Annotated in this window: 25 protein-coding genes; 17 read left to right on the top strand and 8 right to left on the bottom strand. The window is 69.3% G+C overall.

Annotation, left to right across the window (positions count from 1 at the left end; all coding sequences use genetic code 11):
* Window positions 1-27: 27 nt before the first annotated feature.
* A complete protein-coding gene (locus tag IE275_RS18140; RefSeq protein WP_189712355.1) occupies window positions 28-675 on the bottom strand; it encodes a hypothetical protein in 648 nt (215 codons plus the stop codon).
* A 58-nt stretch (window positions 676-733) separates the two neighbouring features.
* Between IE275_RS18140 and IE275_RS18135 the strand changes: the two genes are divergently transcribed.
* On the top strand, window positions 734-1,126 hold the full coding sequence (locus IE275_RS18135; RefSeq protein WP_189712354.1) for a DUF3592 domain-containing protein: 393 nt from the start codon (window positions 734-736) through the stop codon (window positions 1,124-1,126).
* 127 nt (window positions 1,127-1,253) lie between these two features.
* On the opposite strand, the gene IE275_RS18130 is transcribed toward IE275_RS18135, so the two are convergent.
* The gene (locus IE275_RS18130) at window positions 1,254-1,463 is read right to left on the bottom strand and encodes a hypothetical protein (protein ID WP_189712353.1); all 210 of its coding nucleotides are present in this window, start codon (window positions 1,461-1,463) and stop codon (window positions 1,254-1,256) included.
* Between the two features lie 396 nt (window positions 1,464-1,859).
* Between IE275_RS18130 and IE275_RS18125 the strand changes: the two genes are divergently transcribed.
* A complete protein-coding gene (locus IE275_RS18125; RefSeq protein ID WP_189712352.1) occupies window positions 1,860-2,729 on the top strand; it encodes a hypothetical protein in 870 nt (289 codons plus the stop codon).
* Between the two features lie 28 nt (window positions 2,730-2,757).
* Here IE275_RS18125 and IE275_RS18120 read toward each other — a convergent pair whose 3' ends face one another.
* From IE275_RS18120 to IE275_RS18100, 5 genes are all read right to left on the bottom strand, one after another.
* Entirely contained in the window at window positions 2,758-3,105 is a 348-nt protein-coding gene (locus IE275_RS18120) for a hypothetical protein (protein WP_189712578.1), read from the bottom strand.
* Window positions 3,106-3,170: 65 nt separating this feature from the next.
* The gene (locus tag IE275_RS18115) at window positions 3,171-3,461 is read right to left on the bottom strand and encodes a hypothetical protein (RefSeq protein ID WP_189712351.1); all 291 of its coding nucleotides are present in this window, start codon (window positions 3,459-3,461) and stop codon (window positions 3,171-3,173) included.
* A 104-nt stretch (window positions 3,462-3,565) separates the two neighbouring features.
* Window positions 3,566-4,168 carry a phage tail tube protein gene (locus IE275_RS18110; RefSeq protein WP_189712350.1) on the bottom strand — a complete coding sequence of 201 codons (603 nt, stop codon included), beginning with the start codon at window positions 4,166-4,168 and terminating at the stop codon, window positions 3,566-3,568.
* A gap of 147 nt (window positions 4,169-4,315) precedes the next feature.
* Window positions 4,316-4,729: a phage tail termination protein gene (locus IE275_RS18105; protein WP_189712349.1), complete on the bottom strand. Its 414-nt coding sequence runs from the start codon at window positions 4,727-4,729 to the stop codon at window positions 4,316-4,318.
* A 506-nt stretch (window positions 4,730-5,235) separates the two neighbouring features.
* Entirely contained in the window at window positions 5,236-5,742 is a 507-nt protein-coding gene (locus IE275_RS18100; RefSeq protein WP_229870333.1) for a helix-turn-helix domain-containing protein, read from the bottom strand.
* 234 nt (window positions 5,743-5,976) lie between these two features.
* On the opposite strand from IE275_RS18100, the gene IE275_RS18095 reads away from it, so the two are divergent.
* Genes IE275_RS18095 through IE275_RS18085 form a run of 3 tightly spaced genes read left to right on the top strand, consistent with a single transcriptional unit; the run spans window position 5,977 to window position 7,167 of the window.
* Window positions 5,977-6,285 (top strand): WhiB family transcriptional regulator, encoded by a 309-nt coding sequence (locus IE275_RS18095; protein ID WP_229870331.1) that lies wholly within the window; start codon window positions 5,977-5,979, stop codon window positions 6,283-6,285.
* Window positions 6,278-6,943 (top strand): hypothetical protein, encoded by a 666-nt coding sequence (locus tag IE275_RS18090; RefSeq protein ID WP_189712348.1) that lies wholly within the window; start codon window positions 6,278-6,280, stop codon window positions 6,941-6,943. Before IE275_RS18095 ends, IE275_RS18090 begins: the two co-directional genes overlap by 8 nt.
* On the top strand, window positions 6,940-7,167 hold the full coding sequence (locus IE275_RS18085) for a MerR family transcriptional regulator (protein ID WP_189712347.1): 228 nt from the start codon (window positions 6,940-6,942) through the stop codon (window positions 7,165-7,167). Before IE275_RS18090 ends, IE275_RS18085 begins: the two co-directional genes overlap by 4 nt.
* Window position 7,168: 1 nt before the next feature.
* Here the strand turns inward: IE275_RS18085 and IE275_RS18080 are convergent, their stop codons facing one another.
* Complete coding sequence (locus IE275_RS18080; RefSeq protein WP_189712346.1) at window positions 7,169-8,455, bottom strand: putative hexosyltransferase; 1,287 nt, start codon at window positions 8,453-8,455, stop codon at window positions 7,169-7,171.
* A gap of 134 nt (window positions 8,456-8,589) precedes the next feature.
* Between IE275_RS18080 and IE275_RS18075 the strand changes: the two genes are divergently transcribed.
* From IE275_RS18075 to rplB, 12 genes are all read left to right on the top strand, one after another.
* A complete protein-coding gene (locus IE275_RS18075; RefSeq protein ID WP_268255272.1) occupies window positions 8,590-9,603 on the top strand; it encodes a glycosyltransferase family 2 protein in 1,014 nt (337 codons plus the stop codon).
* A 253-nt stretch (window positions 9,604-9,856) separates the two neighbouring features.
* Window positions 9,857-10,228, top strand: a complete 372-nt coding sequence (gene rpsL / locus IE275_RS18070) for a 30S ribosomal protein S12 (protein ID WP_003948652.1) — start codon at window positions 9,857-9,859, stop codon at window positions 10,226-10,228.
* A gap of 3 nt (window positions 10,229-10,231) precedes the next feature.
* Window positions 10,232-10,702 carry a 30S ribosomal protein S7 gene (gene rpsG / locus IE275_RS18065; protein WP_189712345.1) on the top strand — a complete coding sequence of 157 codons (471 nt, stop codon included), beginning with the start codon at window positions 10,232-10,234 and terminating at the stop codon, window positions 10,700-10,702.
* Window positions 10,703-10,741: 39 nt separating this feature from the next.
* Window positions 10,742-12,868: an elongation factor G gene (gene fusA / locus IE275_RS18060; RefSeq protein WP_189712344.1), complete on the top strand. Its 2,127-nt coding sequence runs from the start codon at window positions 10,742-10,744 to the stop codon at window positions 12,866-12,868.
* A 169-nt stretch (window positions 12,869-13,037) separates the two neighbouring features.
* The gene (gene tuf, locus IE275_RS18055; protein WP_189712343.1) at window positions 13,038-14,231 is read left to right on the top strand and encodes an elongation factor Tu; all 1,194 of its coding nucleotides are present in this window, start codon (window positions 13,038-13,040) and stop codon (window positions 14,229-14,231) included.
* A gap of 220 nt (window positions 14,232-14,451) precedes the next feature.
* Complete coding sequence (locus IE275_RS18050; protein ID WP_189712342.1) at window positions 14,452-15,603, top strand: acyltransferase family protein; 1,152 nt, start codon at window positions 14,452-14,454, stop codon at window positions 15,601-15,603.
* A gap of 357 nt (window positions 15,604-15,960) precedes the next feature.
* Entirely contained in the window at window positions 15,961-16,425 is a 465-nt protein-coding gene (locus IE275_RS18045; RefSeq protein WP_189712341.1) for a hypothetical protein, read from the top strand.
* 492 nt (window positions 16,426-16,917) lie between these two features.
* Window positions 16,918-17,226 carry a 30S ribosomal protein S10 gene (rpsJ, locus tag IE275_RS18040; RefSeq protein ID WP_003948644.1) on the top strand — a complete coding sequence of 103 codons (309 nt, stop codon included), beginning with the start codon at window positions 16,918-16,920 and terminating at the stop codon, window positions 17,224-17,226.
* A 17-nt stretch (window positions 17,227-17,243) separates the two neighbouring features.
* On the top strand, window positions 17,244-17,888 hold the full coding sequence (gene rplC, locus IE275_RS18035; protein WP_020135811.1) for a 50S ribosomal protein L3: 645 nt from the start codon (window positions 17,244-17,246) through the stop codon (window positions 17,886-17,888).
* An 8-nt stretch (window positions 17,889-17,896) separates the two neighbouring features.
* A complete protein-coding gene (rplD, locus tag IE275_RS18030; RefSeq protein ID WP_189712340.1) occupies window positions 17,897-18,550 on the top strand; it encodes a 50S ribosomal protein L4 in 654 nt (217 codons plus the stop codon).
* On the top strand, window positions 18,550-18,969 hold the full coding sequence (gene rplW, locus IE275_RS18025) for a 50S ribosomal protein L23 (RefSeq protein ID WP_189712339.1): 420 nt from the start codon (window positions 18,550-18,552) through the stop codon (window positions 18,967-18,969). Before rplD ends, rplW begins: the two co-directional genes overlap by 1 nt.
* Before the next feature lie 40 nt (window positions 18,970-19,009).
* Window positions 19,010-19,846, top strand: a complete 837-nt coding sequence (gene rplB / locus IE275_RS18020) for a 50S ribosomal protein L2 (protein ID WP_006376052.1) — start codon at window positions 19,010-19,012, stop codon at window positions 19,844-19,846.

The following is a 19,846-nucleotide window of genomic DNA, read 5'->3' as shown; positions in this document are numbered from 1 at the left end:
ACTGCGCTTCGTGAAGCCGAGGGAGACTCACCCGAGAGCTTCCGCGAGCAGACGCACACGCGTCTCCAGGATGACCAGGCGGTCGGTCGTGCCCGCCAGGGCGGGGGACGACGCGGAGTGCCGTACCGCTTGTCGGGTCACGTTCGACTGCCGCTTCAACTGGGCGACCGTCTTCTCCAGGTAGTTGAGACGCTTCTGGGCGTTCTTTACCTTGCCCGGCAGCCCTTCCTTTATCAGGCGATCGATCCGCTGCTGCTCGGACTCCTTCCAGAGGAACCCGCTTTTCCGGCGCACGATCTGCCATTTGTTTTCGAGCTTCTTCTCGAAGGCTGCCTGAAGCGAATAGAACGTGGGGAGGGCGACGGCGAGGATGCTGCCGACACCGATGCTCGCCACGGAGCCGAGGGCGAAGCTCGCGAGGGAACCGGTCGGCAGGGCGACCCCCGTGAAGCCGGGATCCGCTTGGGGTTTCCAGATCTTCGCCGCCGACTTGTCGGTGACCCATTTCTGTGTTGCCAGGACCTCTTCGCCGCTGCTGGACGTCAGGGCGCCGGGTCGGATCTGGCTGTTCAGAACATAGTTGCCGAGGGTCGCCGCATCCGGCTTTTTGGTCATGTCCTGCTGGAGGATGCCGACCTTCTCCTCCAGGGCTTTGATCCTTGTTTCATCGCTCAAGGGACCTGCCTCCTTCGCTTGTATGTGGCAGGATGTGAAACTCCGTACGGAGGTGGGGATGGCGGTTTACTATCTGCTGGGCTACCTGGTGCCCGCAGCAGTTTTCACGATGGGTGTACTGGGGTATTCCACGCGATTTACCCTCAACCGGCGCGGTGTGCGCGTGACGGGAGTGCGTGCGGGCGAGAGCTGGAACGCCGGGATCTACTCGCTGATAGTTCATTACACGGATCAGGACGGGAAAAAGCACCGTCTGTCCGTGGCCCCGGAGGATGTGCCGAAAGGCGGTAGCAACAAAATTCCCGTGGTGTACGACCCGAGAAAACCGGGTTCCGCGCTCTCGGAGTTCGAGCTGCGGAAACCCGGCTGGAAGACCATGGATATGGGATTCTGTTACATCGGTGCCGGAATTGCCGTCGGCTACACCGTGCTGGTTCTGTTCATGGGGTGAACACGGGGGATGAACGCCCGCGCTCGGCCGGCTCCGGCCTCGTGGGCGACGGGGGGCGCTCCATGCGTGAGGGCGTGCGGGTCGGCCGTCCCGGGTGGGCTCCGGCGCGGTGGCGGCCTGCCGTCGGCTACGGCCGGCTGCTCCGGCGCGCCCGCCGGGCCTCCGTCAAGGCGTCCGACCAGCCGGCGGCGTAGGCGCGTGACTCCCGGGCGAGCAGTTCTTCGTACACCCGGTCGACCATGGCCTCGCGGTCGGGGGCGGTCGCGTGCAGGAGGTGGGCGAGGCGGGTGTAGGTGTCGATCGGCTGCTTCGGGGAGTTGCTCGTGCCAGTCGCCATGTCGGCCTGCTTTCCGGTCTGTCCGCTGGTCTGTCCGCTGGTCTGTGGTGCAGATGACGCTCCCTGGGTGTTCGAAGCGCCTTTTCGAACTAGTGTACGAGTAGTCCTGTGGTTCCGTTCCGTGTTTGGTGAGGACTCTCCGTGGTTCCGCGGTCCGGACCTGCGGCGATGCAGGGTGCGCTGAAAGTCGTGTCAGGCTCGTGGAGTAGGATCCGGCCGTTCTCCCGTCGGCGAGAAAACGGCTAACTACGGTTCCCTGCAAGCAATCTGAGGGCACGCCAGACGACGGTGGACGGCGACGGGCAGCCGTCCTCGCGCGGGGGGCGCGATGGGACAGGGGACGAGAGCAAGGCCAACGGGGTGGACGGCGACGCGAGCAATGCGCCAAATGATCATGTGGTCGACTGGCTGGAACAGTCCCCCGATCTTCCCCATCTCATCGCCCGGGTCTCCGAACTCGTTCTCCGTCTGGGCCACGACCCGCTCGACCTCGTGACCCTGCCGCGCGGCGAACTCGACCGCCGCGAACTGGCCGCCTACAGCGCCGGCTGGGCCGACGTCGTCGCCGAGCAGCTGCCGGCGATCCGGCGCGCCTACGAGGAACGGATCACCGCCGCCTACCTCCAGGGCCAGGACGACGCCCGCACCGGCCACCGGCCGCGCCGGGCCCGCAGGGCCGAGGGCGAAGCGGGCGGTGAGGTCATCGCGCTGCCGTACGTCCAGCTGCTGCGGCCTCCCTCCGAGGTGACGCGGGTAGAGGCGCGCGGCGAGCGGGAGCGGACGGTGGCGGACGGGTCGCCGGTGGCGGCGGCCCCGCCCCGGCAGACGGGCCGCGGCAAGGTCGCCCAGCCGACCCCGGATCGGCGGGGCGGCGGCCGGGACGGCGGCGATCAACGGAGCGCCGGCGCGAAGCCGGGGGATTCCCCCGGCGGCTCTTCCGGCGACATCCTTCTGTCCGCGCGCGAGGTGCGGCAGAAGCGGTCGGCGCGCGCGGAACGGCGTGCGGTGGTCCGCCGCAACGGCCGCCCCAGCGTGCCCCCGCTGGACCGCCCCGGTGACACCGGGGCCACCGGACGCGAGCGGGGACGCCGTACGACGGACGCGCCGGAGCGTTCCGCACCGGAACCGCCCGGGGCGCCCGAGCCGGCACCCGGTCCAGGAGCCGGGGCCGGTGGCGACGAACGCCGTCGGCTCTCGGACAAGGCCCGGGCCCTCGCCGACGAGCTGGAGGGCCGGGCGAGCGGCGGCCGCCGCCGCGACGAGTAGGGCACGACGGGACAGGACCCGTCCCGCCTCACCCGAAGAACCGGGCCAGTTCCCTCGCGGACGGCGACCCGTCCTCGTGCCCGCGCTCCGGTACGGCGGCGTCGGTGTCCGTCGGCTCCCGGGATCCGTCACCCGGGCGCGGTACCGGCGCCGGCGGGTCCGGCTGGTCGTTCTCGTCCGAGTTGACCGCGGCGAACATCCAGTTCGCCGCCGCCAGATGGTCCACCGCGGCGGCCAGCAGATGGTCCGTCACCGACCAGTCGGCGGCCTCGCCGTGCAGGTCCCGGTTGAGGGCGCTGTCGCGCGGCAGTTGCCGGACGAGCAGCGAGAGCCGCCGCGAGGAGAGGCGCTGTCGGTGCCAGTCGAGCAGGTCGATGCCGTAGTAGCGGAGCAGATCCGCTTCGAGTGCCTCGGCGTGTTCGTCGACGAACGCGACGAGGCTCAGTCTTCCCCCAGGCCGAGCCCGGTCTCCTTGCCGTAGGCCTCCAGGACGGCGGCGATGTCCTGCATGGTGACGTCGTGGCGCTCGAAGCGTGCGAACTGCTGCTCACCCATGAGCAGCCCGAGCAGCCCGTCCACGTCGTTGTCGTCGAGCCGGCGCAGCGCCTTGGCGGTGGCGCGGGACAGCTCCGTGGGCAGGGTGAAGCTCTCGCCGTCGAGCTCGAACGACCAGGTGCGGCCGAGGGCTTCCAGGCGCTGGGCGCGGGCGGCGTTGACGTCGAATCGGGCCATGGTGATGGGTGCTCCTTGGGTCCGTGAAGCCTTGCGGAGGATGAGGACGGTGGTGCGGGTCCGGGGTGGGGTGAGCGGGTGCGGGCCCACCCCACCCGGGTGGTTCAGGACGCGGCGTACGCGGCGTCCTTCATCAGGAAGCTGGCCAGCGGCGAACCGTCGGCGGAGGCCATCGCCGTGTAGGTGATGCCGAGCTGGGCCGGCGACTTGCGGGCCAGCTTGATGTCGTCCGCCGCCGTGACCTGGCCGCGCGGGATGCCGAAGCGGTAGGTCACGGAGGTGCCGTCGTTGGCGCGGACGTCGGTGAACTCCAGGCCGAGGGCGCGCACGTCGGCGAACGGGCGGTCCGCGATGTCGTACTTGTAGACGCCCGTCGAGCCGGTGACGGCCTCGACCGCGCCACCGCCCATGAAGAAGGGCAGCGTGTCCTCGTTGAACTGGAGCAGCGAGAACTTCAGCGTGAGGTCGCGGTCCGAGTAGACGAAGTGGACCGGGCTGACCGCCTGCCACACGTCGACCGGCTCCAGCTTGTCCTTCTTGCTGAAGGTGACGCCGTCGCCGGAGGTGAACCCGAGGTTCTTCCAGCCGGCGGCCCAGTCGGTGGCCGGGTCGGTGGAGAAGGTCGTCGGGATGTCGGTGTCGGCCGCGGCGACGTAGAGCCGGCCGACTCCGGCGATGCGGATCTCGGAGGTGTTGGTGCCTGCCATGGGTGGTTCTCCTTAGGGAGGGGTGGTGATGCCGTGCCCGGGCGGTCCGGGTACGGCGAAGGCCCCGCCGGTTCGCTCGGAGGCGAGGGGGCGGGGCCTTCGGTCTGTGGGGGCGGCCCGGGAGACAGGGGGCCGCGGGGGGGGGCGTCAGTAGACGTCCAGGAACACCTTCAGCACGACGACATAGCGGTTGGCCGCGCTGTAGAGGTAGTCGGGCAGCCAGCGCGGGCCGTCCTGCTCCTCCACCTCGGTGATGAGGTTGGTGCCGTAGTGGTTGCCGGCCGCGGCCATCAGGGCGCGGCGGGCGGAGTTGGCCAGGACGTGCGCGGCCTGCTTGGTCGGGCCGTACACCTCCAGCTCGATCAGCGGCTGGTCGACGTGGAGTTCGCCGATCCAGGCGCCGCCGCGCCGGTTGACGAGCACCGCGGCGGTCGTGCCGTTGAAGTCCGACGGCGGATCGACCGTGACGAGTGCGGTGGAGAGCGCCGAGTCGGCCTCCAGGATGTCGACGACCAGGGCCTCGACGTCCGGGAAGGCGCTCGGTGGGGTGGGTGTGGTCATGCCGGGTCACCTCGCCGGGAAGCGGGAAGAAGGAAGGGCCGCCGGGCGGGCGCCGCGCGGGGGCGGGGAGGGGAGGCGCACGGCGCCTCGGCCCGGCGTACGGCGGCGGGTACGGCCCGGGTGGGGGCCGCGGGCACAGCTCCGCCGCTGCACCAACTGTGACAGAGGAGCGTGCGCGCACGCAACTAAATCGGCGAGGAAGTTGCGAAGGAAGGTCCCGAAGGGGCGCGCGGGGCGCGAAATCGCAGGTGGGGGGTGAGGTGGGGGTGTGACGCGTGGGGGGAGTGGAGCGGGGAGGGGGGTGTGTCTGCGTGTGCGGGCGCCTGGGCGCCTGGGCGCGTGGGTGCGCGCGTGCGGCAGCCGCTCGTGCCGCCGGACCGTCGGACGCCGTGCCATCGGACACCGGACCGTCGGACGCCGAACCGCCGACCGCCACCGCCGAACCGTCGAACGGCGCCCCCGTCGGCCCACGGGTGCCCGTCGATCGGAGCGGCCGTCGAGGTCGGTCAGTCGCCGACGGAGGACGTCCCCGCCGCCTCCATCAGTACCCGTCCGTCCTCACGGCCCTGTGCCCGGACTCGTCCCTGCCCCGGGGGCTGGGCCTCGTTCGGCAGGAACTGCTCCACCACCCTGACGAACATCTCCCGCCGGTCGGCGGGCACGCCGAGCAGGTCGGCGACCTCCTCCAGCGTGGGGCGGCGGGCGAACTCCGCGCCGGCCGCGGGTGCGGCCAGGTGGTCGTGCGGGTCGGCGAGTTCCTCCGCGGTCAGCCGGCCGGAGCGGATGAGCATGTCGCGGACCGGGACGCCGAGGACGCGCGCCAGCCGGCGCGTGGTCTCGAGGTCCGGCATGCTCTGCCGCTGGAGCAGGCGGGTGACGGCCGCGCGGTGCACGCCCGCCTCGTCCGCTATCCGTGACTTTCCGCCGCCGCGTGGGCTGTCGATGTCGTAGCCGCGATCGCGCATCAGGTCTTCGACCCACGCGGCGAACGCGTCCAGATCCTGGCTGTTCATCTCTGCTCGCTTCCTTCGGGGGTGGCACGAGTTTAGCTTGCTTGCGCGCACGGAATTACGTGCTCTCGTGCAAGCAATGAGGAAAATTTGTGCGGTTCGTGGAGATTCGGGGGTGCGTGGCGGAGGGGGGTGACCCGAAACTCGTTGCGAGCGCGCGCGCAATCTGTAAACCTGAAGCGCGTTCACTTCGCACGGCCCGTTCACGGACCGTCTTCCGAACCACAGGGGGGTCCCATGCCCATGCCCGCAACCAGTTCCTGCCCACCTGATCGCCCGCACACCACCGGCCCCGGGCACACCACCGGCTCCGAGCGCACCCCCGGCTGGCAGTCCGCCGCCGCCTGCGCCGGACTCTCGCCGAAGGTCGTCTTCTCCAAGAAGGCCAAGGAGGCCGCCCCCGCGCTGCGGGCCTGCGCCGGCTGCCCCGTGCGCCGCGCCTGCGAGGAGACCGTGGCCCCGGCCGAGAACTGGTTCGACGGCGTCTGCGGCGGCCGTCTCTGGCGCTCCGGCCGCCCGGTCCTCGCGGGAGGCCCGCGTGACTGAGGCCCGTACGCCCGAGGACCACCCCACCGCGCACGCGGCCCTGTGGATCACCACCCTGCTCCAGCAGTTCCCGGAGCTGGCCACCGAACTCGCCCCGGGCCGCACGACCCCGGCGGCCCGGCCCTCCGCACCCCCGCCCTCCGACGGCCTCGCGGCCCGGCTGCGGGAGGAGCGGGAGGAGACGCTGCTTCTCCACAAGCGCGGTCTGACCGCCCCCGGCCACAGCGCGGCCCCCCTGCGCCTGCACGTCTCCGACACCATCCGGGACATCACCGACGGAGTGATCGAACTGGAGGAGGCCGTCCGGGACCGGCTCGGCCTGGCCCGTGCACGCCGCGCGCCCGTGCCCGAGCGGCTGCGCCGCATCGCCGGGCTCCTCGACGGCATCGCCGCCGACCCCGTACTGGCCGCGCACGTGCGCGACGAGACCCGGCGCATGGCCCGCCGCTGCGCCCGCGCGCTGGGCGACACCGAGACCGTCGTCCGGGTCTCCGGGCGCTGCCCCTGGTGCGACTCGGTCTCGCTGCGGGCGTTCCCGGACCGCAGCGCCGTCCTCTGTGTGAACCCGGCCTGCCGCTGCACGGACCCGCGGTGCGGCTGCCGCGACGACCCCGCCTACCGGCACACCTGGGACGACGGGGAGTGGGGCCGCGCATGAGCCGCCCGAGCAGCCACCCGGACCGGCCGACCCTGATCCCGGGCCCGCTCGCCGCCCAGGAGGCCGGCGTCGCTCCCGCCACGATCCGCAAATGGGTCCAGCTGGGCCGGCTCAGACCGGCCGGCAGGGCGGGCCGGGCCCAGCTCTTCCGCCTGGAGGACGTCTTCGCCGCCGAACGCGCCGCCCGCGGCGCGCACCGCGGGCCCCGCCGGGCCGACGGGTGAGCTACGGAATGCCCAGCTCGAAGATCACGTAGTGCGCGTACCAGCCCGAGGCCACCGCCGCCGTCGTGAAGAACACCGCGAGGCTCGGCCACTTCAGCCGGCCGAGCGCCGCCGCCGGAGCCAGCAGCAGCGGGAACGCGGGGAGCAGATAGCGGCCGGTGTTGCCGAACATCTGCTGCGTCCCCAGCACCGTCACGACCGACGCCAGCGTGTACGCGACCAGCACCAGCGGCGGCTTCTTGCGCAGCATCAGCGCGATCAGGAAGGGCAGCGCCAGCACGATCTGTACGGCGATCAGGTCGGGGGTGGAGAAGGCGAACAGGTAGTCGCCGTGGCCGACCGCGATGTTGCCCAGGACGTCGAGCGTGTAGGCGCCGAAGTCGAAGTAGTGCGCCCAGCCCTCGCGCTGGAGGGTGAAGTAGGCGGTGAGGTCGCCCATGCTGAGGCCGACCCAGGTGACGTAGGTGAGCAGGCCGAGCGGCGCGGCGATCATCGCGTACACGGGACCGGCGATCCCGTGCTCGCGCCTGCTCTCCTTGCGGGCCAGCGTCACGATCGCGGCGAGCCCGACCGCCCCGATGAGCGCGGCGGACGTCGGCCGGTTGAGCCCGGCCAGGAAGGCGAGCAGTCCCGCCGCCACCCAGCGGCGCTTCATCACGCAGTAGCAGCACCAGGAGGCGATGGCCACGAAGACCGACTCGGAGTAGACCGCCCACTCCACGCCCGCTCCGGGCGCCACCGCCCACAGCCCGGCCGCGATCGTCCCGGCCCGGACCCCCGCGAGCGTCGAGACCACGGCGTAGATGCCGGCGGCGGCCACGAAGGACGCCAGCACCGACACCAGGATCCCGGAGCCGAACAGCCCCAGCCCGGTGATCTCCGAGACGCCCCGGATCAGCCCCGGATAGAGCGGGAAGAACGCGACCGAGTCCTGTTTGACCGTGAACAGACCGCCGGGACCGAGCGGTTGCAGCGGCTTGGGGTCGTACCCCTTCTCGGCGACCTGGAGGTACCACCAGCCGTCCCAGGTGGCGAGGACGTCCCACCAGTGCGCGCCGCCGCCGAAGCGCGGCTGCTTCTTCTGGTAGTCGTCGGCCCACTCCAGCAGCCAGGCGAAGACGGAGAGGCCCACGAGCTTCGTCACGCCGTAGAGGAGCAGCGGGGCGAGGTACGGTCGTAGCCCGTCCGGCAGTGCGAGCCTGCGGAACGCCGGGGGTCGTTCCTTCCGCCCGCCGGGCTCGTCGGGCGTGGCGGAGTCCGTCGCCGCGTCGCTGCGGGCCGTGCTCATGACTGGGGTCCCCCCTCGGGACGACCGGCCGGACCGCGGGGACGGAACCGAACCGCTTGCCCGGATGGTCGTGAAGTGCGGTCATAAGATCGCAACAGAGTCGCACATGTGCGCCACAGGTTGGGGGAGGACGGGTGCCAGAAGCGCCGATCACCACGGCTGCGGCGACCGTCTTGTCGGTCGTCATACCCATGTTCAACGAGGAAGAGGTTCTTCCCGCCCTGGTCACCAGGTTGCGCCCGGTCCTCACGGACCTCGGCGTCGGCTACGAGGTGATCGCCGTCGACGACGGCAGCACCGACCGCACCGCCGAGCTGCTCGCCGCCTTCCGGCTGGGCTGGCCCGAGCTGCGGATCATCGGCCTGCGCCGCAACTCCGGCCACCAGGCCGCCCTCACCGCCGGCCTGGACCGGGCCGTCGGCGCCTATGTCGTCAGCATCGACGCCGACCTCCAGGACCCGCCCGAGAAGATCACCGACATGCTGGCGCTGGCCCGGAAGGAAGCGCTGGACATCGTCTACGGCATCCGGGCCGACCGGGCCAGCGACACCGGCTTCAAGCGGTGGACGGCCGGGCTGTACTACTGGCTGGTGCGCCGGCTCGCCGGGCCGTCCGTCCCCGCCCAGGCCGGCGACTTCCGGCTGCTCAGCCGGGCCGCCGTGGACGCGCTCAAGGCGCTGCCGGACCAGCAGCGGGTCTACCGGCTCCTGGTCCCGTGGCTCGGGTTCCCGAGCGGCGAGGTGACGTACGAGCGCGCCCCGCGCCCGGCCGGCAGCAGCAAGTACCCCCTCGGCCGGATGATCCGGCTCGCCGTGGACAGCGTCACCGGGTTCTCCGCGGCGCCCCTGCGCGTGGCGACCTGGCTGGGCGGCTTCGCCTTCCTGGTCTGCCTGGGGCTGATGGTCTACACCCTGAGCGCCCACGCCTTCGACCACACGGTCCCCGGCTGGACCTCCCTCTTCACCGGGGTCCTGTTCATCGGCGCGGTCCAGCTGGTCTGTGTGGGCCTGCTCGGCGAATACGTCGGGCGCATCTACACGGCCGTGCAGAACCGGCCGACGTATTTCGTGGGTCATGACACGGCGGCCGAGCGGCCCGAGGGGCCCACAGCCCCCGTATCACACGGGCGGTCGGGCTCCCGGACGTAACCTCGGTGTGTCGGGGGCGCTGCCCTTGTTTTGACCGGAGTGATTGCGCTGGGTACGCTCATACCTTGTGCCTGGGGTGTGCCCTGGCCCTCGTGCGTGCCTTCCCACCGCACCGGGGCCGTGAGCGGCCACCGTAATCCGCGCCCTCTCCCGCCTCGCGGAGGGAGTGTGCTGGATTCGACACACCCGACCGCGTGGGTCGGCAAAGTTCCAGGTTAGCTTCACCATTCGGCACACAGAAACCGGAGAAGTAGTGCCTACGATCCAGCAGCTGGTCCGGAAGGGCCGGCAGGACAAGGTCGAGAAGAACAAGACGCCCGCACTCGAGGGTTCGCCCCAGCGTCGCGGCGTCTGCACGCGTGTGTTCACGACCACCCCGAAGAAGCCGAACTCGGCCCTGCGTAAGGTCGCGCGTGTGCGTCTGACCTCCGGCATCGAGGTCACGGCCTACATTCCGGGTGAGGGACACAACCTGCAGGAGCACTCCATCGTGCTCGTGCGTGGTGGCCGTGTGAAGGACCTGCCGGGTGTTCGCTACAAGATCATCCGCGGTTCCCTCGACACCCAGGGTGTCAAGAACCGCAAGCAGGCCCGCAGCCGCTACGGCGCCAAGAAGGAGAAGTAAACAATGCCTCGTAAGGGCCCTGCCCCGAAGCGCCCGGTCATCATCGACCCGGTCTACGGTTCTCCTCTTGTCACGTCGCTCATCAACAAGGTGCTGCTGAACGGCAAGCGCTCCACCGCCGAGCGCATCGTCTACGGCGCCATGGAGGGCCTGAAGGAGAAGACCGGCAACGACCCGGTCATCACCCTGAAGCGCGCTCTCGAGAACATCAAGCCGACCATCGAGGTCAAGTCCCGCCGTGTCGGTGGCGCGACCTACCAGGTTCCGGTCGAGGTCAAGCCGGGTCGCGCGAGCACCCTGGCGCTGCGCTGGCTCGTGGGCTACTCCCGCGCCCGTCGCGAGAAGACCATGACCGAGCGCCTGCTCAACGAGCTTCTCGACGCCTCCAACGGCCTGGGTGCCGCTGTGAAGAAGCGCGAGGACACGCACAAGATGGCCGAGTCCAACAAGGCCTTCGCGCACTACCGCTGGTAGTCGCTACCCACATCGAGACCGAGAGAAGACTGAAGCCTTATGGCTACCACTTCACTTGACCTGGCCAAGGTCCGCAACATCGGGATCATGGCCCACATCGACGCGGGCAAGACGACCACCACTGAGCGGATCCTGTTCTACACCGGCGTTTCCTACAAGATCGGTGAGGTCCACGACGGCGCCGCCACCATGGACTGGATGGAGCAGGAGCAGGAGCGTGGCATCACGATCACCTCTGCTGCCACCACCTGTCACTGGCCGCTCGCCGATGTCGACCACACCATCAACATCATCGACACCCCGGGCCACGTCGACTTCACCGTCGAGGTGGAGCGTTCGCTGCGCGTGCTCGACGGCGCCGTGACGGTGTTCGACGGTGTCGCGGGTGTCGAGCCCCAGTCCGAGACCGTCTGGCGTCAGGCGGACCGCTACGGCGTCCCGCGCATCTGCTTCGTCAACAAGCTCGACCGGACCGGTGCCGAGTTCCACCGTTGCGTCGACATGATCAGCGACCGCCTTGGCGCGCAGCCGATCGTCATGCAGCTCCCGATCGGTGCCGAGGCCGACTTCAAGGGCGTCGTCGACCTGGTCACGATGAAGGCCTTCGTGTGGTCCGCCGAGGCGGAGAAGGGCGAGATGTACGACGTCGTCGACATCCCGTCCACCCACACCGAGGCTGCCGAGGAGTACCGCGGCAAGCTCGTCGAGACCGTCGCCGAGAACGACGACGAGATCATGGAGCTGTACCTGGAGGGCCAGGAGCCTTCCGTGGAGCAGCTGTACGCCGCGATCCGTCGCATCACCATCGCGTCCGGCAAGTCCGCCGACACCACCGTCACCCCGGTGTTCTGCGGTACCGCGTTCAAGAACAAGGGCGTTCAGCCCCTGCTCGACGCGGTCGTGCGCTACCTCCCCTCGCCGCTCGACGTCGAGGCCATCGAGGGCCACGCCGTGAACGACGCGGAGGAGGTCGTCAAGCGCAAGCCGTCCGACGAGGAGCCGCTGTCCGCGCTGGCGTTCAAGATCATGAGCGACCCGCACCTCGGCAAGCTCACCTTCGTCCGGGTCTACTCGGGCCGCCTGGAGTCCGGCACCGCCGTGCTGAACTCCGTCAAGGGCAAGAAGGAGCGCATCGGCAAGATCTACCGCATGCACGCGAACAAGCGTGAGGAGATCGCGTCGGTCGGCGCCGGCGACATCGTCGCCGTCATGGGTCTGAAGCAGACCACGACCGGCGAGACGCTGTGCGACGACAAGCAGCCCGTGATCCTGGAGTCCATGGACTTCCCGGCTCCGGTCATCCAGGTCGCCATCGAGCCCAAGTCGAAGGGCGACCAGGAGAAGCTCGGCATCGCGATCCAGCGCCTGGCCGAAGAGGACCCGTCGTTCCAGGTCCACTCGGACGAGGAGACCGGCCAGACCATCATCGGTGGCATGGGCGAGCTGCACCTCGAGGTGCTGGTCGACCGTATGCGCCGTGAGTTCAAGGTCGAGGCCAACGTCGGCAAGCCGCAGGTCGCCTACCGCGAGACCATCCGCAAGGCGGTCGACCGGGTCGACTACACGCACAAGAAGCAGACTGGTGGTACCGGCCAGTTCGCCAAGGTGCAGATCGCGATCGAGCCGATCGAGGGCGGCGACGCCTCGTACGAGTTCGTGAACAAGGTGACCGGTGGCCGTATCCCGAAGGAGTACATCCCTTCGGTGGACGCCGGTGCGCAGGAGGCCATGCAGTTCGGCATCCTCGCCGGCTACGAGATGACCGGCGTGCGCGTCACCCTGCTCGACGGTGGCTACCACGAGGTGGACTCCTCCGAGCTGGCGTTCAAGATCGCCGGTTCGCAGGCCTTCAAGGAGGCCGCGCGCAAGGCCAGCCCCGTGCTGCTCGAGCCGATGATGGCCGTCGAGGTCACCACGCCCGAGGACTACATGGGCGAGGTCATCGGCGACATCAACTCCCGCCGTGGTCAGATCCAGGCCATGGAGGAGCGGATGGGCGCTCGTATCGTCAAGGGCCTGGTGCCCCTGTCGGAGATGTTCGGCTACGTCGGCGACCTCCGCAGCAAGACGTCGGGTCGCGCGAGCTACTCGATGCAGTTCGACTCCTACGCCGAGGTTCCGCGGAACGTCGCCGAGGAGATCATCGCGAAGGCCAAGGGCGAGTAGCGCACCGCGTTCAACGCGCCGCGCGCAGACGCTTTAGGCTTGACCCCGGAGCCTCACGGGTCGTTCCTCCGCATTCGTGGCGGAATGACCCGGGGCCCGGGACTTAACAGCAAAGATCACCTGGCGCCACGATCCAAGGCGTACAGAACCACTCCACAGGAGGACCCCAGTGGCGAAGGCGAAGTTCGAGCGGACTAAGCCGCACGTCAACATCGGCACCATCGGTCACATCGACCACGGTAAGACGACCCTCACGGCCGCCATTACCAAGGTGCTGCACGACGCGTACCCGGACCTGAACGAGGCCACCGCGTTCGACAACATCGACAAGGCGCCCGAGGAGCGCCAGCGCGGTATCACCATCTCCATCGCGCACGTCGAGTACCAGACGGAGACCCGTCACTACGCCCACGTCGACTGCCCGGGTCACGCGGACTACATCAAGAACATGATCACCGGTGCCGCGCAGATGGACGGCGCGATCCTCGTGGTCGCCGCCACCGACGGCCCGATGCCGCAGACCAAGGAGCACGTGCTCCTGGCCCGCCAGGTCGGCGTTCCGTACATCGTCGTCGCCCTGAACAAGGCCGACATGGTGGACGACGAGGAGATCCTGGAGCTCGTCGAGCTCGAGGTCCGTGAGCTCCTCTCCGAGTACGAGTTCCCGGGCGACGACCTGCCGGTCGTCCGCGTCTCCGCGCTGAAGGCGCTGGAGGGCGAGGCCGAGTGGACCGAGTCCGTCCTCAACCTGATGAAGGCTGTCGACGAGTCGATCCCGGAGCCCGAGCGCGACGTCGACAAGCCGTTCCTGATGCCGATCGAGGACGTCTTCACGATCACCGGTCGCGGTACGGTCGTCACCGGCCGTATCGAGCGTGGTGTCCTGAAGGTCAACGAGACCGTCGACATCATCGGCATCAAGACCGAGAAGACCACCACCACGGTCACCGGCATCGAGATGTTCCGCAAGCTGCTCGACGAGGGCCAGGCCGGTGAGAACGTCGGTCTGCTGCTCCGTGGCATCAAGCGCGAGGACGTCGAGCGCGGCCAGGTCATCATCAAGCCGGGTTCGGTCACGCCGCACACCGACTTCGAGGCCCAGGCCTACATCCTGTCCAAGGACGAGGGTGGCCGCCACACGCCGTTCTTCAACAACTACCGTCCGCAGTTCTACTTCCGTACGACGGACGTGACGGGCGTTGTGACCCTCCCCGAGGGCACCGAGATGGTGATGCCGGGTGACAACACCGAGATGAAGGTGGAGCTCATCCAGCCCATCGCCATGGAAGAGGGCCTGAAGTTCGCCATCCGTGAGGGTGGCCGGACGGTCGGCGCCGGCCAGGTCATCAAGATCACGAAGTGATCTCGACCCACCGGTAGCGACAGCCTGAGCTGAAGCTCCTGAAGGGGCCCGTACGACTTCGGTCGTACGGGCCCCTTCGCATGCCCCCGGCGCCAGGTGAAGCGCCGGGGAACGGCACGGGACGGTTCGGGAAGCGCCGGCGCAACTTCGCGGAAGGGGCGCGTGGAATGTCCCTGAGCGCTCCCTGTGAGGTGGTTGTGGCGGACGTAGTCTCACCCGGATGACTGGCCTGGCCCTCCCCCCGCTCGCCGTACAGCCGGAGCACCGCCCCGTCGCCCCCGACCGGCGGCGGGAACGCCCCCGCCTGTACGCCGTCGACGGCATCCGACTGCTCGCCGCGCTGATGGTCGCCGTCCACCACTACGCCGGCACCCGCCGCGTGGACCAGCCGCACAACCGGATCTGGGACCGCCCCGTCTCGGACATCATGCCGTCGGTGTTCCATGTCGCGGCCTACGGCTGGATCGGCGTCGAGATCTTCTTCGTGATCAGCGGCTTCGTCATCTGCATGTCCTGCTGGGGCCGCACGCCCCGCCAGTTCTTCGTGTCCCGGGTGATCCGCCTCTACCCGGCGTACTGGTTCGCGGTGCTGTTCACGACGGCCACGCTGGCGGCCGTGCCGGGGGTCTGGGAGCGGCTGCGGCTACGGGACGTCCTGCTCAACCTGACGATGCTCCAGTCGGGCCAGGGCGTGCCGAACGTCGACGGCGTGTACTGGACCCTCTGGTCGGAGCTGCGCTTCTATCTGCTGTTCCTGGTCGTCGTCGCGATGGGGCTGACGTACCGCAGGGTCGTGGTGTTCTGCTGCGTGTGGGGCGCCGCGGCGATGCTGGCGCCGGTGGCGGACCTCCCGCTCCTCACGCTGTTCGCCGACCCGGAGGCGGCCTGGTACTTCATCGCGGGCCTGGCGCTGTACCTGATGCACCGCTTCGGCCAGGACCTGCTGCTCTGGGGCATCCTCGGCATGGCCTGGCTGATGGGCCAGAAGGAACTGGGCCGGCGGATCGACGAGGTCGAGCACGTGGGCAGCTGGCGCGGCGCGGTGCTGATCTTCACCGTGTTCCTGCTGGTCATGGTCGCCGTCGCGCTCGGCCGCACGGACCGGATCCGGTGGCGCTGGCTGGTGACGGCGGGCAGCCTGACGTATCCCCTGTACCTGATGCACTACGCGGCCGGTACGGCGCTGATCAGCCGCCTGCGCGACGACCTGGACGCGCGGCTGCTGGTGGCGCTGGTGCTGGCCGGATTCCTGGTGCTGAGCCTGCTGGTGCACCGGTTCGTGGAGCGGCCGATGGCGGGACAGGTCAAGCGGGGGCTGGAGACGGCGTTCGCCCGGCGGCGGAACGCGGAGGCGCGGGGGACCGGGGGATAGGTGCCGCTTCGCCGACGGCGGCACCGGAAGCCGGGTGCGGCGGTCTGCGCGGCCGTCTGTGCGGCCGTCTGTGCGGCGGTCTGTGCGGCGGTCTGCGCGGCGGGCGTGGCGAGGCGCGGGGTCCGCAGGGACCGCCGGAGCGGCAGCAGCCGGGCGAGGCGAACAGGGCCGGCGCTCCGTGGAGCGGGGCGCCGCACCGGTCCATGCCGTCGTGGGCCCGGACCACGCCGTACTCCGGCGCGAGGGTCATGCGCCCATGTCGGCGGCCCACGCGCGGCCCGGGCATCGGGAACCGTACTCGTCCCGTGCGCGTCGGCTACTCACGTCGCACAGTCGATCGGGGAGCGGGAAACAGCAGTGGGGCGTCTGAGGGACAAGATCACCGGTACGAGGTACCCCGAGACCGGTGCCGTGGCGCTGCCGGTCCTGGAGCTGCGCCAGGCGCTGCTGGACCTGGGCTGGACGGACGCGCCGTTCCGGGTGCGCGGCGCGCTGCCCGCGGAGAAGGCCGATCTCGTGGCCGAGTGCCGGGTGCCCGAGGCGTCCATCAGGCTCAGGACGCGGATGCGGTTCGATCCGCACAAGCGTGAGGTGCGGGTGCTGGAGGAGCGGTGGGAGCCCTCGCGCGAGCACGCGGGGACCGAGTACAGCCGGGGTCCGGCCGTCTCGGTGTCCAAGCAGTGGAGGTACGAGAAGGGGCCCGACGGGCGCCGACGGAAGGTCGAGACGTTCCGCTTCGACTCGCGGGACATGAGGAATCCGCTGGTGGACGCCGTCCTCGGCGCCGGGTGGACCTGGCGTGGCGTGCTGCTGAGGTGGTGAGTCCGGGCCCGCCGGGGCCAAGTGCCGCGTCGGCGGGTCGCGTTCGTGGGGAATCCGGCCGCCCCGCGCACGCGTGGCCGGGTTTGACCTTCGTCACTCCCGGGGTATTCTCTCCGGCTCGATTGGCGGACCCCCTGCCCCGTATGGCAGACTAGCGGGGTTGCTCGGTCGAGTGTTGATGCTGTGCGCCTCCCGCCGGGAGGACCGGAAGCGAGTCCCACAGTACTCGTCGCCCTAACTGCCACATGGCAGCGCTGGGGCGGACGTACGGGAATCTTTCGGGAAGCGCAGTGCGGCACCGGCCAGGCACCCGGTGGGCCTTTCGCCCCCGGCTTGCGGTTCCGGAAGGGCCGTGCGCATTCCCGCAGGGATGTTCGAACAAGGGACATTTTTGTCAGTGGAAGAGCGACACGCCCGACCGCGTGGGTCGGACAAGCAGGACAGGGACACCGGGTTCCGGAGCGTACGAAGAGACAGGACTACTGAGTAGCCATGGCGGGACAGAAGATCCGCATCCGGCTCAAGGCCTACGACCACGAGGTCATCGACTCCTCGGCGAAGAAGATCGTCGAGACGGTGACGCGTACTGGTGCGTCGGTCGCGGGCCCGGTGCCGCTGCCCACTGAGAAGAACGTGTACTGCGTCATCAAGTCGCCGCACAAGTACAAGGACTCGCGCGAGCACTTCGAGATGCGCACGCACAAGCGTCTGATCGACATCCTCGACCCGACGCCCAAGACCGTTGACTCTCTGATGCGACTCGACCTTCCGGCCGGTGTCGACATCGAGATCAAGCTCTAGGGGCCGGTGATCTGAGAATGGCTAAGCAGATCAAGGGCATCCTGGGCGAGAAGCTCGGCATGACGCAGGTGTGGGACGAGAACAACCGTGTTGTTCCGGTCACCGTCGTCAAGGCCGGCCCCAACGTCGTGACCCAGGTCCGCACGAACGACGTCGACGGCTACGAGTCCGTCCAGATCGCGTTCGGCGAGATCGACCCGCGCAAGGTGAACAAGCCCCTCAAGGGCCACTTCGCCAAGGCCGACGTCACTCCCCGCCGCCACCTCGTCGAGATCCGTACCGCTGACGCCAGCGAGTACACCCTCGGCCAGGAGATCACCGCCGAGGTGTTCGAGGCCGGCATCAAGGTCGACGTGACCGGCAAGAGCAAGGGCAAGGGCTTCGCCGGTGTCATGAAGCGTCACAACTTCAAGGGCCTCGGCGCCGGTCACGGCACCCAGCGCAAGCACCGCTCGCCCGGTTCCATCGGTGGCTGCGCCACCCCGGGCCGCGTGTTCAAGGGCCTCCGCATGGCGGGTCGCATGGGCAACGAGCGTGTCACCACCCAGAACCTGACCGTCCACGCCGTTGACGCGGAGAAGGGTCTGCTGCTCATCAAGGGCGCTGTCCCCGGTCCGAACGGCGGCCTCGTCCTGGTCCGCACCGCGGCCAAGGGGGCCTGAGGTAACCGATGAGCACTGTTGACATCCTTTCGCCTGCCGGCGAGAAGACCGGTAGCGTCGAGCTCCCCGCGGAGATCTTCGGCGTGGAGAAGGTCAGCATCCCGCTGATCCACCAGGTCGTCGTCGCGCAGAACGCGGCTGCCCGTCAGGGCACGCACAAGACGAAGACCCGTGGCGAGGTCCGTGGTGGTGGCAAGAAGCCTTACCGCCAGAAGGGCACCGGCCGCGCCCGTCAGGGCTCGACCCGCGCGCCGCAGTTCGCCGGTGGTGGCGTCGTGCACGGTCCCGTGCCGCGTGACTACTCGCAGCGGACCCCGAAGAAGATGAAGGCTGCCGCCCTGCGTCACGCCCTCACCGACCGGGCCCGCCACAACCGCATCCACGTCGTCACCGGCGTGGTCGACGGCGACATCTCCACCAAGGCCGCGAAGACGCTGTTCGGCAAGATCTCGGAGCGCAAGAACCTGCTCCTGATCGTCGAGCGCAGCGACGAGGCCGCGTGGCTGTCCGCCCGCAACCTGCCCCAGGTCCACATCCTGGAGCCGGGCCAGCTGAACACGTACGACGTGATCGTCTCGGACGACGTGGTCTTCACCCAGGCCGCTCTCGAGTCCTTCGTCGCCGGCCCGAAGGCCAACGACACCGAAGGGAGTGACGCCTGATGGCTACGCGTCACCCGAGCATTGCTTCCAAGGCGGCCAAGGTCGCCAAGGCCGCGCGCGTCGCCAAGGCGAAGCGCCACGAGGCCGAGGGCAAGAACACCGTCGTCACCGCGCCCAGCAAGGCGTACACGGACCTCCGTGACGTGCTGCTGAAGCCGGTCGTGTCGGAGAAGAGCTACGCGCTCCTCGACGAGAACAAGTACACGTTCATCGTGGCCCCCGGCGCCAACAAGACCCAGATCAAGCAGGCCGTCCAGGCGGTCTTCTCGGTCAAGGTCACCGGGGTCAACACGATCAACCGCCAGGGCAAGCGCAAGCGCACCAAGACCGGCTTCGGTCAGCGCGCCGCCACCAAGCGGGCGATCGTGACCCTTGCTGAGGGCGACCGTATCGACATCTTCGGCGGTCCGACCGCCTAAGGGCGGTCCGGATCGTCCGATATCGGACGAGGACTGAGAAATGGGAATCCGCAAGTACAAGCCGACTACGCCGGGCCGTCGTGGCTCCAGCGTCGCCGACTTCGTCGAGGTCACGCGGTCCACGCCGGAGAAGTCGCTGGTCCGTCCCCTGCACAGCAAGGGCGGCCGTAACAATTCCGGTCGTGTGACCGTTCGCCACCAGGGTGGCGGACACAAGCGCGCCTACCGCGTGATCGACTTCCGTCGTCACGACAAGGACGGCGTGCCGGCGAAGGTCGCGCACATCGAGTACGACCCCAACCGCACCGCGCGCATCGCGCTGCTGCACTACGCGGACGGCGAGAAGCGTTACATCCTCGCCCCCCGCAACCTGTCGCAGGGTGACCGCGTCGAGAACGGTCCCGGGGCCGACATCAAGCCGGGCAACAACCTGGCGCTCCGCAACATCCCGGTCGGTACCACGATCCACGCGATCGAGATCCGTCCCGGTGGCGGCGCCAAGTTCGCCCGCTCCGCCGGTGCCTCCGTGCAGCTGCTCGCGAAGGAGGGCACGATGGCCCACCTCCGCATGCCTTCCGGTGAGATCCGCCTGGTCGACCAGCGCTGCCGCGCCACGGTCGGCGAGGTCGGCAACGCCGAGCAGAGCAACATCAACTGGGGCAAGGCCGGTCGTAAGCGCTGGCTGGGCGTGCGTCCGACTGTCCGTGGTGTCGCGATGAACCCGGTCGACCACCCGCACGGTGGTGGTGAGGGCAAGACCTCCGGTGGTCGCCACCCGGTCTCCCCGTGGGGTCAGAAGGAGGGTCGTACTCGTTCGCCGAAGAAGGCTTCGAACAAGTACATCGTCCGCCGCCGCAAGACGAACAAGAAGCGCTAG

Origin of the sequence: Streptomyces phaeofaciens, assembly GCF_014648915.1 — a bacterium.
GTDB classification, from domain to species: domain Bacteria; phylum Actinomycetota; class Actinomycetes; order Streptomycetales; family Streptomycetaceae; genus Streptomyces; species Streptomyces phaeofaciens.
The sequence above is the reverse complement of the archived record's forward strand: the minus strand, read 5'-3'. Positions and strand labels throughout refer to the sequence as shown.

What these genes read in the sequence shown, in the direction of transcription:
- rplC (WP_020135811.1), top strand. Translation starts at nt 17,244, where the DNA reads ATGGCTAAGCAGATCAAGGGCATCCTGGGCGAGAAGCTCGGCATGACG.
- rpsJ (WP_003948644.1), top strand. Translation starts at nt 16,918, where the DNA reads ATGGCGGGACAGAAGATCCGCATCCGGCTCAAGGCCTACGACCACGAG.
- IE275_RS18130 (WP_189712353.1), bottom strand. Translation starts at nt 1,463, where the DNA reads ATGGCGACTGGCACGAGCAACTCCCCGAAGCAGCCGATCGACACCTAC.
- IE275_RS18085 (WP_189712347.1), top strand. Translation starts at nt 6,940, where the DNA reads ATGAGCCGCCCGAGCAGCCACCCGGACCGGCCGACCCTGATCCCGGGC.
- rpsG (WP_189712345.1), top strand. Translation starts at nt 10,232, where the DNA reads ATGCCTCGTAAGGGCCCTGCCCCGAAGCGCCCGGTCATCATCGACCCG.
- fusA (WP_189712344.1), top strand. Translation starts at nt 10,742, where the DNA reads ATGGCTACCACTTCACTTGACCTGGCCAAGGTCCGCAACATCGGGATC.
- IE275_RS18095 (WP_229870331.1), top strand. Translation starts at nt 5,977, where the DNA reads ATGCCCATGCCCGCAACCAGTTCCTGCCCACCTGATCGCCCGCACACC.
- IE275_RS18110 (WP_189712350.1), bottom strand. Translation starts at nt 4,168, where the DNA reads ATGGCAGGCACCAACACCTCCGAGATCCGCATCGCCGGAGTCGGCCGG.
- IE275_RS18100 (WP_229870333.1), bottom strand. Translation starts at nt 5,742, where the DNA reads ATGAACAGCCAGGATCTGGACGCGTTCGCCGCGTGGGTCGAAGACCTG.
- rplB (WP_006376052.1), top strand. Translation starts at nt 19,010, where the DNA reads ATGGGAATCCGCAAGTACAAGCCGACTACGCCGGGCCGTCGTGGCTCC.
- rplD (WP_189712340.1), top strand. Translation starts at nt 17,897, where the DNA reads ATGAGCACTGTTGACATCCTTTCGCCTGCCGGCGAGAAGACCGGTAGC.
- IE275_RS18080 (WP_189712346.1), bottom strand. Translation starts at nt 8,455, where the DNA reads ATGAGCACGGCCCGCAGCGACGCGGCGACGGACTCCGCCACGCCCGAC.
- IE275_RS18115 (WP_189712351.1), bottom strand. Translation starts at nt 3,461, where the DNA reads ATGGCCCGATTCGACGTCAACGCCGCCCGCGCCCAGCGCCTGGAAGCC.
- IE275_RS18135 (WP_189712354.1), top strand. Translation starts at nt 734, where the DNA reads ATGGCGGTTTACTATCTGCTGGGCTACCTGGTGCCCGCAGCAGTTTTC.
- IE275_RS18105 (WP_189712349.1), bottom strand. Translation starts at nt 4,729, where the DNA reads ATGACCACACCCACCCCACCGAGCGCCTTCCCGGACGTCGAGGCCCTG.
- IE275_RS18050 (WP_189712342.1), top strand. Translation starts at nt 14,452, where the DNA reads ATGACTGGCCTGGCCCTCCCCCCGCTCGCCGTACAGCCGGAGCACCGC.
- rplW (WP_189712339.1), top strand. Translation starts at nt 18,550, where the DNA reads ATGGCTACGCGTCACCCGAGCATTGCTTCCAAGGCGGCCAAGGTCGCC.